The 14,592-nt window shown below is 58.0% G+C and carries 14 protein-coding genes and 1 other RNA gene; 3 read left to right on the top strand and 12 right to left on the bottom strand.

Going from position 1 to position 14,592, the window contains the following annotated elements:
* Position 1 precedes the first annotated feature (1 nt).
* Positions 2-2,917, bottom strand: a complete 2,916-nt coding sequence (locus tag ACN0X6_RS00195; protein ID WP_417701111.1) for an ATP-binding protein — start codon at positions 2,915-2,917, stop codon at positions 2-4.
* 128 nt (positions 2,918-3,045) lie between these two features.
* Here ACN0X6_RS00195 and ssrA point away from each other — a divergent pair.
* Positions 3,046-3,437, top strand: a transfer-messenger RNA (tmRNA) gene (ssrA, locus tag ACN0X6_RS00190).
* Positions 3,438-3,540: 103 nt separating this feature from the next.
* Positions 3,541-6,009, top strand: coding sequence for a site-specific integrase (locus tag ACN0X6_RS00185; RefSeq protein WP_417701110.1), 2,469 nt, complete (start codon positions 3,541-3,543; stop codon positions 6,007-6,009).
* 136 nt (positions 6,010-6,145) lie between these two features.
* On the opposite strand, the gene ACN0X6_RS00180 is transcribed toward ACN0X6_RS00185, so the two are convergent.
* From ACN0X6_RS00180 to ACN0X6_RS00170, 3 genes are read right to left on the bottom strand one after another with little or no spacing between them, the layout of a single operon-like run.
* The gene (locus ACN0X6_RS00180; RefSeq protein ID WP_417701108.1) at positions 6,146-7,021 is read right to left on the bottom strand and encodes a hypothetical protein; all 876 of its coding nucleotides are present in this window, start codon (positions 7,019-7,021) and stop codon (positions 6,146-6,148) included.
* Positions 7,022-7,069: 48 nt separating this feature from the next.
* Complete coding sequence (locus ACN0X6_RS00175) at positions 7,070-7,669, bottom strand: hypothetical protein (protein ID WP_417701107.1); 600 nt, start codon at positions 7,667-7,669, stop codon at positions 7,070-7,072.
* Between the two features lie 21 nt (positions 7,670-7,690).
* Positions 7,691-8,317 (bottom strand): hypothetical protein, encoded by a 627-nt coding sequence (locus ACN0X6_RS00170; RefSeq protein ID WP_417701105.1) that lies wholly within the window; start codon positions 8,315-8,317, stop codon positions 7,691-7,693.
* A gap of 196 nt (positions 8,318-8,513) precedes the next feature.
* Here ACN0X6_RS00170 and ACN0X6_RS00165 point away from each other — a divergent pair, with 196 nt between their 5' ends.
* Positions 8,514-8,741, top strand: a complete 228-nt coding sequence (locus ACN0X6_RS00165) for a helix-turn-helix domain-containing protein (RefSeq protein WP_417701103.1) — start codon at positions 8,514-8,516, stop codon at positions 8,739-8,741.
* A 227-nt stretch (positions 8,742-8,968) separates the two neighbouring features.
* Here ACN0X6_RS00165 and ACN0X6_RS00160 read toward each other — a convergent pair whose 3' ends face one another.
* From ACN0X6_RS00160 to merT, 8 genes are all read right to left on the bottom strand, one after another.
* A complete protein-coding gene (locus ACN0X6_RS00160; protein ID WP_417701101.1) occupies positions 8,969-9,175 on the bottom strand; it encodes a carbon storage regulator in 207 nt (68 codons plus the stop codon).
* A 48-nt stretch (positions 9,176-9,223) separates the two neighbouring features.
* A complete protein-coding gene (locus ACN0X6_RS00155; protein ID WP_417701099.1) occupies positions 9,224-9,514 on the bottom strand; it encodes a hypothetical protein in 291 nt (96 codons plus the stop codon).
* Between the two features lie 318 nt (positions 9,515-9,832).
* Complete coding sequence (locus ACN0X6_RS00150) at positions 9,833-10,978, bottom strand: DUF4113 domain-containing protein (RefSeq protein ID WP_417701724.1); 1,146 nt, start codon at positions 10,976-10,978, stop codon at positions 9,833-9,835.
* Between the two features lie 374 nt (positions 10,979-11,352).
* Positions 11,353-11,769 carry a hypothetical protein gene (locus ACN0X6_RS00145; RefSeq protein ID WP_008567175.1) on the bottom strand — a complete coding sequence of 139 codons (417 nt, stop codon included), beginning with the start codon at positions 11,767-11,769 and terminating at the stop codon, positions 11,353-11,355.
* 18 nt (positions 11,770-11,787) lie between these two features.
* Complete coding sequence (gene merA, locus ACN0X6_RS00140) at positions 11,788-13,470, bottom strand: mercury(II) reductase (RefSeq protein WP_008567178.1); 1,683 nt, start codon at positions 13,468-13,470, stop codon at positions 11,788-11,790.
* A 32-nt stretch (positions 13,471-13,502) separates the two neighbouring features.
* Positions 13,503-13,937, bottom strand: a complete 435-nt coding sequence (gene merC / locus ACN0X6_RS00135; RefSeq protein ID WP_008567179.1) for an organomercurial transporter MerC — start codon at positions 13,935-13,937, stop codon at positions 13,503-13,505.
* A gap of 12 nt (positions 13,938-13,949) precedes the next feature.
* On the bottom strand, positions 13,950-14,225 hold the full coding sequence (gene merP / locus ACN0X6_RS00130) for a mercury resistance system periplasmic binding protein MerP (RefSeq protein ID WP_008567180.1): 276 nt from the start codon (positions 14,223-14,225) through the stop codon (positions 13,950-13,952).
* 13 nt (positions 14,226-14,238) lie between these two features.
* Positions 14,239-14,589 (bottom strand): mercuric ion transporter MerT, encoded by a 351-nt coding sequence (gene merT / locus ACN0X6_RS00125; RefSeq protein WP_008567181.1) that lies wholly within the window; start codon positions 14,587-14,589, stop codon positions 14,239-14,241.
* Positions 14,590-14,592: the final 3 nt, after the last annotated feature.

The following is a 14,592-nucleotide window of genomic DNA, read 5'->3' as shown; positions in this document are numbered from 1 at the left end:
CTCAATAACCGCTGTACAGCAAGCCCAGCGCGACCTGACGCACCTCCTGCAGATCCACCGGTTTGCTCAGACAGGCCGAAGCGCCGCGCGCCTTGGCATCCTCGAACAAACGTGCGTCGGCCACCGCGCTGATCACCATCACCGGAACATCACGCAAGCGCGGCTCGGCGCGCATGGCGTCGAGAACATCCAGCCCGTTGCCGTCAGGCAGGTCGATATCCAGCAATACCAATGCCGGCTCACTTTCCTGCAACTCGGCCAGTGCCCGCTGGCATGAACTCACGCCCCTGACCTCGGCAAACTCACGTAACGATGCCTGCAGGATCTTCATGCAGGCCGGGTGATCCTCCACGCACAACACCTGTACCAGACTCTGCACGGCCTGCGCCGGCACCTCGGCGGTCTCGTCGTCCTGCCCATCTGGGCTGGCCGCGCTGGGTATGTCGAGCCAGAACCGGCTACCAACGCCGGGCTCGCTACGCACACCGATTTCGCCTTCCATCAGCGTGGCCAGCTCGCGGCAGAGCACCAGCCCGATGCCGGTGCCGGGAATATTCGAGCTCTCCCGGCCGAGACGCTGAAACGGCTGGAACAACTGCGCCTGCTGCTCGCGGGAAAGACCCGGCCCAGTGTCGTCGACCCACAAGCGCACACAGTCGGCACGCACCTCGTAGCCCATGCGGATCAAGCCGCGCGGGCTGTTGTACTTGATCGCATTGGAAAGCAGGTTGAGCAGAATCTGCCGTACCCGACGCGGATCGCCCTGCACGAACAAGGGTGGATTTGCCGCCTCCATTACCTGCAATTGCAGCTGTTTCTGCTGCACTTCGGGCTGCACCAGCTCCGCACAACCGCTGAGCAGCGCGCCGATTTCGATCGCCTGGAACTGCAACTGCTGGCGCCGGCTCTCGATACTCGACAAGTCGAGAATGTCGTCGACCAACGAAGTGAGATGGCGACTGGCGGTGACGATTTCGCGCGCGTAATCGGTCTCCAGCCTGGCGTCCTGCTTGTCCTGCGCCTCCATCTCGATCAACTGGGCGAAGCCATGGATGGCGTTGAGCGGTGTGCGTAGCTCGTGGCTCATGCTCGACAGAAAGCGACTCTTGGCCTGGCTGGCCGCGTGCGCTTCAAGGCTGGCGTGGCGCAGTTCTTCCTGCACCTGCTTGAGCCGAGTGATGTCGACGTGCGTGCCGGCAATGCGCAGCGGCCAGCCGCTCGCGTCACGCGCCAGGACCTTGCCACGGCTGAGCAGCCAGAGGTAATCGCCACGACAGTCGAGATAGCGGTATTCGGCGTCGAAGTATTCCTCGCCACTGTCGGCGAACAGCTTGCGCAGATGACGCAGACGCTCCAGATCATCGGGGTGTACGCGCCGGTTGAACTCGCTCAGCGTCAAGTGATGCGCTCCCAGGCCAAAACGCCTGACGAAGCGCTCGCTGAGATCGATGGTCAGATCCGTGGTATCGATCTGCCAGAGGCTTTCAGTCGTGCTCTCCAGCACCAGTTGCAGAATGCTTTGCGCCTCCTGCCGCTCATGCTCGCTGGCCTTGAGCTGCTTGCCGGCCTGCTGCACGGCATCGGCCAGGCGACTGACCTCGGCGATATGACTGTCCGGCACGGCTGGCAAATACTTGCCCTGGCCCAGGCTGGTCGCCATGTCGACGATGCCATCGATGGGCTCGGCCAGTTGCTTGCTCAGCTTGCGCGAACGCAGCCACATCAGGGCGAAGAACAGCAGATAGAAGGCTGCCAGACCGGCAATCAGCAGATAGCCGATCTGCATGTAACGTTCGGCCAGCTGGTTGGTTTCCTGGAAGATCTGCTCCTCGTCCACCACCAGCAGCAAGCGCCAGCCGGTTTGCGGAATCTCGCTCCAGGCCACCAGTTGCCTGCGGCCGCCGAGCAGCACCTCCTGCACGTTGCCATTGCCCTCGTTCATTGCCTGCAGCAACGGCTCCATGCCCTCACGCTTGGCCAGGTTGAAGTCCTCGGGCTTGAGTACCTCACGGCGCACGGCCTCCTCGTAGGAGTACTGGGTCAACTCCCGCAGGCCGAAATCCAGCTCCCCGGCCTTCGGCAACGCCATGATGTTGTGCTCATGGCTGACCAGCATCGCGTAGCCCTGCCAGGGCACGTCGAGTTCGGCGATCTCGCCCAGCACCTGGCTGACGGTCACGTCCAGACCGACCACGCCTTCGAGGAAGTCATCGCGATACACCGGGGCGATGGCCGACATCATCCAGCCCAGGCCCGCCGGATCGAGGTAAACCTCGGTCCAGATCACCTTGCGCTCGGGGTTGTGCTTGGCGTCGGCGAGGTAATAGAAGTTGTAATCGGGTATCACCATGTCGTGGGGATACTGCGCCGGCGTATCGAACCAGGGATAGATGCGGTTGTAGCTGTCCCAGGTATTGAAATACAGCGCCGCTACCAGCGGGCTGGCCTGCTGGATCGAACGCATCAGCGGATCGAGTTGCGATAGCCGCATGACCTTGGCGTGATCCTGCTGGGCAAGTGGCGTGCTGTTGGCATAGAAGGATGCTGCGCGCCCGTCATCGCTGCGGGTATAGAACACGCCACTGTCAGTGACCGCGTGGCGTTGGCGCTCAAGCTCATCGGCCTGGAAACGGGTATCGAGCAACGCTTTGTGAGCGCCGTCGCGGTATACCTGCACCAGCGATTCGATAGAACGCAGCCGCCCGTCGATGATCTGCGCTTCGCGCAACGCGGCACTGGCCAGATCTTTCACGGCCGTTTCCTGCAGATGCTCGATCTGCGCGTCACGAATCGCCTGATTGCTCAGCAGATACACCGCGATCAGCACCGACTCCACCAGAATCAGCGGGATCAGCGCGCTTTGCACGAACGCTCGCCAGATCCACTGACGTAGAGGGTAGCGGCTAGAACTCGGCATTACAGCTCCTTTGCAGAGGACGCGGGCAGATGCGAGGCGCCATCATAGCTTCCCGCGATGGAATCCGCAGTCGACGCTGAGGAACCTTTGCCGTACACTTTGAGTCCTATCTGTAACCGAAAAGTTTTGGGGCCGATTAGGATTCGACGCCGGTAGCGAAGCTCGAGGTGCATGCCGACTTGGTAACAGAAGTCGTAAATCAACTGTTGCAACTTTCTATAGTTGCCAATGACGAAAACTACGAGGGCTACGCTCTCGCTGCGTAAGCGGCGCGACTAGTCCTTCTGGTAGCTTCGGCTCCAGCGATCACTAGGGGATGCCTGTAAACCTGAAGTGATTGTCATGCAGAACAGGATCGCCGCGTAGTACGTTGTGGACGAAGTGGCTAAAACTTACACAACTCGCCCAATGCACCCTGCCCGTCGGGCGGCTGAGGGTTAACTCAATAGACACGGCTAAGCATGTAGTACCGACAGTGGAGAACTGGCGGACGGGGGTTCAAATCCCCCCGGCTCCACCAATCATGAAGCTAAGTCTTTGATTTTAAAGACTTAATCGAAATGGGGTTCAAACCGAGTCTGGAAATTTCTCAGAAATTTCCACTGACGACGAGGTTGAACCCCATGCAACACCTAGCCCATTACCTGTACCGCGACAGCAACGACCAGCTGGTTTTCCGGCTGATCCTCCCTCGGCTGCTTCAGCAGCGCTTCCCATACGTCCCTCGCGAAATTCGCTGGCCGCTCGATAGCATGTCCGTCGAGGACGCCCGTGAACTGGCCCTGGATCTGGCCGAACGTATCCGCCAACTCCGCTTTCGCCTTGGCGAAATCAAGACGGGTGAAGGCCTGCAGCACGAATTGGCCGCCATTCGGACGTCCATCCGCCCGCTCGGCCCGCAGACAGCTCCGCGTAAAACAGCGCCACCACATAGCTCGCAGATTGCTTGCCCGGTGCAGGATCTCACCCTGACCATTGGCCGCCAGCGCTACGAGCAACTGCGCCACATGCCCACCTTCATGCTGCGCGAAGCACGGCAATTCACCCTGCAAGTGCCGCTCCCCGACCTCCTGGGTGCTGCCTATCCCCTGATGCTGAAAACCCAGGTATTCGAGCTGCACACACTGGATTCGGCAGAAGCACAGCAACGTGCCCAATTCATTCTGCAGGGCATGGCTGAGTTGAAGGAACTACTGGAACAGCACCTACAGCGCGGCGAATGGTTTCCGCTCTATCACGCCAGCTTCCAACTGGAAGCGCTGCGTCGCTACCTCCTGCCTGAGCACGGCCTGCATTTCCGGCATAACCCCCGTTGGCTGGCACTGCGCCCTACGGACCTGCGTGAGCGCGACCACGAGTTCCTGCGCAAACTCGATAGCCCGGCAGGCGCCAGCAATCCGGCCCACTGCCTGCACCCCGCGATCGGCTCACCTCATCTGCTTGATGTCGACATGCCGGAGTTGCTGCACAGCAACTATCCCCAGCTTCCAGCTCGGCTAACGTTCGACCTGCACACCCACGACCTGCATGAAGCCGTGCTCAAGTCGGGCTTTGTACTGGAACGCTTCGACTGGCTGTCGGGGCTGGTGCTTCAGGGCCAGCAGTTTGGCAGTGGCATCCCCACACTCAACGAACTGCGCATTCATGTCGAGGCCATGCGTGCGCGACTGCGCCCTGACAGCGATATGCCAATCCCACCGGGACAAACGCCACCAACAGCACCAACTCCGGATCACAACGACAACTGGGCCATACCGAGTTCTCACCTGGACTCGGCGCCGGCAAACCCACTCGGCGCACTGTTCGCTGGAGGCCTGGTACCTCAAAACGAGCAATCACCCGATGCCCGTATGACCATTCAGCAATTGATGGAGCGCTACCGCCGTGACCAAGAGCTGACCGGGCAATGGTCGCATCAGGGAACGCGCTTTCTGAACTGCGCAAGGCTCGAAACCGCCTGCGAGCTGCTGGGCCCTTTGCGCCCGATCCAGTCAGTAACGACGGAGGACTTTCGTAACCTCCGCACGGCGCTGATGATGTATCCCCGAAATCGGCGCCAGATTCGCGAACTCAATGACACGCCTATCCATGTCCTGATCGAGCAAGGTGGATACGAAGTCGTGCATCCCAAGACCGCGAAGAAATACTTCGACCTGGCCCGAGCCATGTTTCGCTTCGCCTACGAGAACGAATGGATCGCCCGCGACATTGCCGGCCCCGTCCGGCTCAAGGAGAAGGCCCGCAAGCGTAGCGCTCGAGTACGGCGTGCGTACACTCCGCAAGAGCTTGAACAGCTGCTCAACGGACCGGTGTACGTCTGCCCGAAAGTACCTCGCTGGCGCATGGATGACTTCAAATTCTGGCTGCCGCTGTTGGGCCTGTTCACCGGGTCTCGATTGAATGAGCTATGCCAACTGACAATCGAGGATATCCACCAGACACCTTGCGGTGTCTGGGTGATTAGCCACAGCCTGAACCATCCTCACAAGCTGCTAAAAAATAGCAGCAGTGCTCGCGATATCCCGCTGCATTCCGTGCTACTGGAAAAAGGCTTTCTCGATTTCGTCGCCCAGCGACGTGCCGCTGCGAAATCCAGCAAAGAGCTACTGTTTCCGGAAATGCGTGCCGATACCCGTCGAGCGCACAGCCATATCGCTTCGCGCTGGTTCTGTGGCGATCCCCAGCGAGCCGGCTACTTACAGCAGTGCGGATTTCCGCGCCTCAATGGCCTTAGCTTCCATTCACTACGACACACCTTCATCAATCAGCTCCGACAGACAGGAGTCGATCAAGCGCGGATTCAGGCCCTTACGGGGCATAGCAATGACTCCACTACCGCGGAGTACGGCGACGATTACAGCATCGAGATCAAGCAACAGACCATCGAAATGCTGCGTTTCAAGGTCGACCTCAGCCAGATCGACTATGCGCATTACCAGCGGTTGCAGAAACATTCACATCAGCCTGGTCGCCCTGGACGCAGTCACGAACAACCGCACAGACCACGTAAATCCCTTAGGATCGACGGTAGCGACAACAGGCCATTGGTGAATTGGCTCAAGGATCCGCGACCAGGCTTATCTCTGACGTAGACCGCCCAACCAAGAGTAAGGAGCAGCCGAGCTAGCCATAGCTCAGCTGCTTTTACTTGCCTTGATCGCCCCTAACGTATCCAACCTAAAGCCATCGAAAAAAGCCCCCCCGCCTGGATGTATGAGTCGAGTCAACTTATAGATCCACTGTAGCTAGAACCCTTACTGGGTCATTCAGAAGATTGCTGACAAGCTCAACCTTGGTAATTTTCATCACCACATACTTGGTCCGATAGTCATCCAGCTTGTTCTCTGCAACAGAATGCACAAACCCATAGAATCGGAAGTTTACGTTATAAGAATAACCACCATTATATTTACTAATTCCCCGAGCAGCGTCTTCTGGAATCTTGATGAGATCAAGCTCACCAGCATTCACAAAGGAAAGATTATATCCGAGCACATCCGGATACCGTATCGAATCGCGCTTATAAGGAACCTCATTATCAGCACCCAACTCGCCCCTAAATGAGTTATTGGTGACAAAACCCTGCCGTTCAAAATCATACTGCCCTAAATTGATACCGTTTGGCATGTCCACCATCACATACGATACATCAGAGAACCGCGAGGCGTTTTCTCGTAGGAGAGGAGCTATTTGCTTTACCAGGTCTCTCTTCGTGAATTGATCACCTCGCCTGTATGCATCCATCAGATCTACAAGCTTTTTATCTCTTTGCACACTGTTCGATGGGTAAATTTTCTCAATCGCCGCCTCTGCGTCGAAATCGTCGGCCGTTTTACTGACAAATAGATACAATAGATCCATTCCGGTGCTTATTTTATAATATTCATTCGCGGCACCACTTGGTTCGGAAAGCACGGTAACGCCCTGCTCTCTCAATGTTTGCGGAGCAGGCCTTTCATTCTCCAAGTGAACTTTAGACTTCGTCTCCACATTAAGCTTTTCCTGATTGCTGACATTGGCCTCATCGGAGCACCCAGAGACCACAGCGCCAAAAAAAACCATAACGCCGATAAATTTTGCCAGACTAAACAATCTTGAATTCATACCCACCAACCTCAAAAATTCTGTTACATCATTACGATACTTATAAGCTTACTGGCACAGTGCCGCATTCACCTGGTCAAATCCGGCTAACGCATAGACATAACCAACAGCAGACTTATTACCAAGGACACCACTTGTAGTCACTGTCAGCTGCTGCCCACCACTCAACTCGTCAATCAGATTGCTACCTTCGGGGGCCTCAAGTTCCGCACGACTCCAATTCAAAGGCCAGCGCTCAGTAAAAGCAGCGCCGCCGTCGACTTTAAATGTAAGGGTAAAAGAATCATTTCTTCCGTTAGCGAGTCCAAGCATATATGGCAGAGCTTGAATCCGCAGACCTCGGCTACCAGCGAAGCAATCGATCGTCATTCGAAATCGCCCTTGCCCCTGAATGCCGAATATCCTAGAAGCAGGAATGGTGGCCGAAGAAAACGCCCCCTTCTTTCCAGTACCTGCCTGGAGGGCAATTTCCGGTTTCGTCTTAAGCCAATTGCCAATAATCGTAGTCCCCATGCCATTGGCGTTGGTTCTACAAGAAGCTGCGGCACCTCCATACATGAGTTCACAGAAGTCCGCAGATGCCAGCGTCGGCAATATTGCTAACATAACCGCTATTAAGCGAGCTTTCAAAGGTATAAACAACGACATACATCCACCTTCAGACAGACGTTATTCACGCCAACATGTATTCAGCCCTGCGACAGCTCTAGCATATATTCGCTGTTCAGCACGTACTTTTATTACTTGACTAATGACTGTCACCAAAAGCAGAGCCAGCGCCAAGAGAACATAGTTACTAACTAACTGATTCCAGTTTCGGTACATCGGAGGAGCAAAAGCAATGAGACTGGCCAATAGTACAAATGCGCTATATATGCGATTGCCGCGCATCCGTTTGTAATTACCTAGCAGATTCTCTCCATTGATCAAATGAAGTCCCCCGAGCGCAACCCCACCGACATACCCCACAAAGGGAATGCTGAGCATAAGTGCACTGAGCAACGCCCTGACCAGCTCTATAGCCATTGAATTGATTTTGAATGGCGACTCAATGGGAATTTCTGCTGACCGCTTAAACGCGATGATTTCACCATTGAAAAACGCAATGGCAATTTTTGACCCTGGTACCAAAGGCATCGATAGATTCACCGTCGACACATGGCTCACATGTTGCGTTTTAAGATCCTTAATCCATCCCTGCTTTGTATGAGCAGTTTCAATACCCTCATAGTTTCCATAAACAGTGCTGGCTTCATCAGAAGACAAAACCTCATATAGCGCAGTCTTTAACCCCATGTGTCCACCGCAGTCATGCCATTTCTTGGAGGCGTGCGCCCCTACCCATCTCTCCCCGTAGGAAAGAGATCACCGGCACGGATAGCGGCCGTTCGCCACCAAGCATCGCACAAACCCGAAACGGGTTAAACCCATTTTGGGATAATCCCAAAAGAGGCTTACTAAAGCTGTCGTCCTCCCCAACGGCGACTCGGCCTTGACCTCTACCTACTCGGATTCATACCAGCATTTGCTCGAGCTACTCCTCGAAGCGCGTAAAAGCGCAGAGCTCACACAGGAGCAGCTCGCCAAGCGTCTAGGCAAGCCACAGTCGTTCGTATCAAAGTACGAACGAGGAGAACGCAGGCTAGATGTGATTGAGCTGCTTCAGGTTTGCAAGCAGGTCGGCATTGACCCGCACAGTATTATCCAGGCGCTTGAGTAGCCTACGCTGCTCGAGTGCTAAGCATTCATGTTCCTCCAGACACCTGCTCTGGTCGTATGCAGGTCATAGCGCTCGTGTTCACCTTGAAAGCCCAGCGCTCCAGCCTGACCTTGCTCCCTGGAGGAATTTTTGGATCAGGAGCGCGGGGACGAAGCGAGGTGAGGTACAGCAGCTGTTGGCCGGTTTCTGCCAGTTGCAAACTGGTCGCTTAGGGCCGCCCCCTTACCCTACGGATGAATCAACTCATCTCGCAGAATCTGAATCGTCCTCGGCGCGTCAATCGAAACGCGTACATTGCCGCATTCCACGCGGTTGATCTCGACGGTGATGCCATCGCGCAGCAGCTGATGCAGCGCTTGTTCGGGGTCAGCACTAGGAGCAACTGTGAGCACAATGGATTGGCCGACACTACGGGTTAGAATGAGATGGGACATGGCGTTACCTTCCTTAGTGGCGAAATCCATTTCAGTATGCTCATGGGCTCAGGATGCCTCCGCCTCCCGACGCATTCGAACCGAAGATATCTCCAGCACTTCCACAAGCGCTTCTTGATCCCGTTGGCCGGTTAGCTGGCCGACCAGCTCCCACTGCTGATCCAACTCTTCATTTATAGCCTGCATCCGCTCGATCATGCGCTTGGCTGAATTCTGCAGCGCTGAATCCTGGCTTCGCAGCTGTTCGAAGGCCATGGCGGTTACGGATGCGGTCAAGTGGGTCATGCTGCGAGCCATGAGGCCCAGCAACTGTATTAACTGCTCTTCCTTGGCAGACATGGCGTACTCCTCCAGAGACTGATTACCAGCGTAGCCGATGGGATCGTTGAGTCCGAAGGTAGGGCTGTAAGCCAATAGCCATAGATGGAGTACGACGTCAGCACCACCTGCAACAAGATTGACTGCCCCATCTCTCAATAAACTACGTCACAGTAGGTTGCCATCCTGAAACCCTGGGCGAGAGTGCGCCCATCGTGGCAAGTCCCGCGACCGCAGAGTATTACGATATCAGCCACCTACCAACCCGAAGGATGGGGGCATTGGTTACATAGGGGGAACTCGCATTATGCTTGGCTATGAGAGGCTAAATGCCGGTAGCTATCCTCGTACCCCTATCACCTCTTCCCAGCACGTCGTGAAGCGTTGGCTGAGCATCTCTCGGCGCATGGCCCAAGCCGGCGTCGCAGGCACGCGACCGATGCGAACGGTCCCGCGCCCTTCCCTCTTGTTAATCTGGTCGATCACCGACATGAGTTGCTCGGAGCCTCTGCGCGGTGCCGGCGCGAACAGGTCCGGAGTCAGCTCACCACGCAGGCTCAAGTCCATCAGCAGGATGGAACACTTCGAGTAGCGATATCCGGGCCGGTAAATTTGAGTCAGCCCCTGCTGGGCGAGTGCCAATATCTCGCGGGTGTCATCAGTCGGAGCCGGCAAGCCCAGGGTTATCACATTGGCATAGCGAGGCCCCTCAAGATCCGCCAATTGTGTCTGCAGGCCAACCTGCAAGGTGCTGCACAGTGACGCTTGGCCGCGCAGCTTTTCCGCTGCACGACTCACGTATGCAGCCAGCGCCTCACGGATCGGCGGTAGCTCCGTCTGGCGCACCCCGAACATCTTGCTTGAGCAGATGGCCTCTTTCGGCGGCGGCCCATCGTTGAAGCCAATGCAACTGATACCGCGCAGTTCTCGAGCTGTACGCTCCATGGTCACGCCGAATGTCTTGCGCAAGGTACCGATGTCGAACTGCGCCAGATCCCAGGCGGTGGAAACGCCCAGTGCCGCAAGCCTGGCTGCTGACCGATGGCCCACGCCCCACACCTCCTTCACCGGCGCCAATCGCAAAAGCTTCTCCTGGCGGATTGGGTCGGTGAGGTCCAACACGCCTCCAGTTCCCTGCCACTTCTTCGCTGCCCAATTCGCCAACTTGGCCAATGTCTTGGTTGTGCTGATGCCTACACCAACCGGCATGCCGATTTCACATGCCAAGCGCTGACGAATGTCTCGGCCGAGACCCTCCAGATCCGACACACCTGTCATATCTCCCCAGGCCTCATCGATGGAGTACACCTCAAGACCGGGCAGCATCTCGGCCAGCACACGCATTACACGATTGCTGATGTCCGCATAGAGCACGTAGTTGCTTGAGCGCGCCACCACACCTTGATGGCGCATCTGCTCGCGCACCTGATAATAGGCAGCGCCCATGGGGATGCCCAGAGCCTTTGCTTCGGCGCTGCGAGCAATGACGCAGCCATCGTTATATCTGAATGACGCTAACAGTTAGTAGTGCATAACATATTGATATTTAACGATATTGTTACGCTAACAATTTTTCGTCCTTCGCAGCCTAAATCAGGGCTTTTCAGTCCGACCCACCCCCATGCGGCCAACTAGCTGCCCGCCTCGAATGTCGTGTCCCTGGGGCCGCGAGGCCCCAAAAAACTTTGAATGAACTTCATGAGCGTGCACATCTGTTGTCGGCTGGAGTCGTTCGGTTGTTCGGAAGAGCAGGCGAAACCGAAAAGCACACGGAGTCCTCGCATAACGTCCTTGGCTCGCAGCACTATTACGGAGACCGAAGCGTTCCCGGCCAATCAGGGCTGCTGAGAGGGCCTACATCACCGACACTCCCGGCCTTCTCCGCACCCTGGAGCGCCAAGGTACTTTCGGCCGGCCAGGCGCTCGGGCAGCCAGATGAGCAAGGGTGCCGCCCCCAGTGCCAGCAATAGCCACAGTCTGGAGAACTGCTCGCCATGCGGGTCGAAGCCATAAGCCAGCAGCCCGCCGAGCGCGAGCAACAGGAAGTACGGCGCCGTGAGGTAGCAGTGAAGTCGGCGGCAGCGTGCGGCATTGACCAGGCAGGCGCCACCCATCACCGCCAGCGCGGCGCTTGCGGCCAGGAATAGCGTGGGGTGTCGATCTGCCAGAAGAATGGTTAGCGTCGCGACAACGGCAGGCAGCCCCCAGAAGCTGATCACCTGCCATGTCTGGCGCAGGCTGTCACCCCTGCCGAGTTCATTAGTCTTAATGTTCATGTTTGCACCTCGCATTCTTTACCCGGCGCAGCAGGACAATTGCTTCACGTCCTTACTGAAGGTTTGCGCCGCGAGCTTCAGGCCCTCGACCATGGTCAGGTAGGGGAACAATTGGTCGGCTAGTTCCTGCACCGTCATCCGGGCGCGGATGGCGAGGGCGGCCGTCTGAATCAGCTCGCCCGCTTCCGGGGTCACTGCCTGCACGCCCAGCAGTCGGCCCGAGCCCGTTTCGGCGACCAGCTTGATGAACCCCCGTGTGTCAAAGTTCGCCAGAGCGCGCGGCACGTTGTCCAGGGTCAAGGTGCGGCTGTCGGTTTCGAGGCCGGCTTGGTGCGCTTCCGCTTCGCTGAAGCCGACGGTGGCCACCTGCGGATCGGTGAACACCACGGCCGGCATGGTGTCGAGATTGAGCATTGCCTCGCCGCCGGTCATGTTGATCGCCGCGCGATTGCCGGCCGCCGCCGCGACATAGACGAACTGCGGCTGGTTGGTGCAGTCGCCGGCCGCATAAATATCCGCTTTGCTGCTGCGCATGCCCTGGTCGATCTGGATGGCACCGCGTTCATCCAGCTGCACGCCGGCCGCTTCCAGGTTCAGGCCGTGGGTGTTGGGCGTGCGTCCGGTGGCGACGAGCAGTTGGTCGACCCGCACTTCACCGTGCTTGGTGGTCAGCACGAACTCGCCGTTGGCATGGGCCACCTGGCTGGCTTGCGTCTGTTCCAGCACTTCGATGCCCTCCAGGCGGAAGGCCGCCGTCAGCGCTGCGCCGATGGCCGGATCTTCACGGAAGAACAGCGAGTTGCGCGCCAGGATGGTGACGCGGCTACCCAGCCGGGCAAAGGCTTGCGCCAGCTCCAAGGCCACCACGGATGAGCCGATCACGGCGAGCCGTTGCGGAATACTGCTGCTTGCCAGCGCCTTTTCCGAGTTCCAAAAGGGGGTATCTTGCAGTCCGGGAATCGGCGGCACGGCCGCACTGGCGCCGGTGGCAATCAGGCAGCGGTCGAAGGTCACGATGCGCTCGCCCCCCTCGACCAGTTCCACACTGAGCGTGTGGCTGTCCTGGAAGCGGGCGGAGCCACGCAGCACGGTGATGGCTGGGGTGCTTTCCAGAATGCCTTCGTACTTGGCGTGGCGCAGTTCGTCGACACGACCCTGTTGCTGGGCGAGCAACCGTTCGCGCAAGACAAGCGGCGGCGTGGCGGGCAGTCCGCCATCAAACGGACTTTCGCGGCGCAGATGGGCCACGTGCGCGGCGCGAATCATGATCTTGGAGGGCACGCAGCCGACGTTGACGCAGGTGCCGCCGATGATGCCGCGCTCGATCAGGGTGACGCGGGCCCCCCTTTCTACCGCCTTGAGCGCGGCCGCCATGGCGGCGCCACCACTGCCGATAACCGCCACGTGAAGCCTGTCACCCTCTTTCCCGGCGTCAGTGCCACCGCTCAGCCAGCCCCGTGCCTTATCGAGCAGGCCGGGACGGGTAGGTAGCGTGATGTCTTCGAACGCCGCTCGATACCCCAGGGCCTCGACGGCGGCCTGCATTTGTTCACGGCTTACGGCCTCGTCGACCTTCAATTCGGCCCTCCCACTGGCGTAGGAAACATCCGCCCGATGCACGCCCGGAATCTTCTCCAAGGCCTCTTTCACATGCACGACACAGGATGCGCAGGTCATGCCAATGATTTTCAGTTCGGTCATAACGTTACTCATTGAATCGTCTCTTGTCAGGTTCACTGGTTTGGCGGCGTCGGACAGGACGCCGGGGAGCAACGGCGGTGCGCGGGCGACACGAAGTCCCAGATGGACACCCCAAACATGACGGCCAGGCCGATATAGAGCAGCCAGCCGCTCCGCCAGCCGTGAGCCAGCATCAAAAACACCGCTACCAGCACCAGGGCCGGGCCGATCAGGCCAGGCGCAGCGCGTCGCCACTGCCGGTGACTGAACCAGCCGAGGGCATTGACGAGCAGAGCCACGCCGGCAAACAACGGCAACAGCGTGGTGATGAACAGGCCTTCCCATTGGCTCAAAAAGCCCAGTCCGATCGTGGCGCCCAGGCTGGCAAGGGCGGGAAAGCACGAGGCGCAACCTATGGCGGAAACCAGCACGCCGACGGAACCGGCTTTGTCACCGATCCGTGTGAACAGATTGAAAGAATTTGCCATCGGAATGCCCGCCTATTGCTTGACGCTGGACGGGTAGCCGGCGTCCTCTGTCGCCTTGGTCAGCGCCTGCGCACTGGTCTTGGCATCGTCGAAGGTGACGATGGCTTCGCGCTTCTCATAACTCACCTCGGCCTTGGTCACGCCCTCGACCTTGGTCAGCGCTTTCTTCACCGTGATTGGGCAAGCGGCGCAGGTCATGCCCGGCACCGACAGGGTGATGATTTGGGAGGCGGCCCACACTGGGGAAACCACGGCAATGAGGGCGAGAGCGGCAAGCAGCTTTTTCATGACCAACTCCTGATTAGTAGAACAAGGGGAGGATGTAGGGGAAAGCGAGCGCGACCAGCACCAAGGCCGTCACGACCCAAAAAACGAGCTTGTAGATGGTGCTTACCTGGGGATCAGCGCAGACCTCACCGGGTATGCAGACTTGAGCCGGGCGGAAAATGCGCCGGTAAGCGAAGAACAGCGCAACCAGTGCCGCGCCAATGAAGAACGGGCGGTAAGGTTCCAGAACGGTGAGGCTGCCGATCCAGGCACCGCTGAAGCCCAAGGCGATCAGCACCAGCGGCCCCAGGCAGCACGTGGACGCGAGGATTGCCGCCAGACCTCCAGTGAGGAGTGCACCGCGCCCATTTCGCGATTCAGACATACG

Origin of the sequence: Pseudomonas sp. (assembly GCF_048269965.1) — a bacterium.
Taxonomy (GTDB): Bacteria; Pseudomonadota; Gammaproteobacteria; order Pseudomonadales; family Pseudomonadaceae; genus Aquipseudomonas.
Note: the sequence above shows the minus strand (reverse complement) of the source record. Positions and strands in the feature narration are given on the sequence as shown.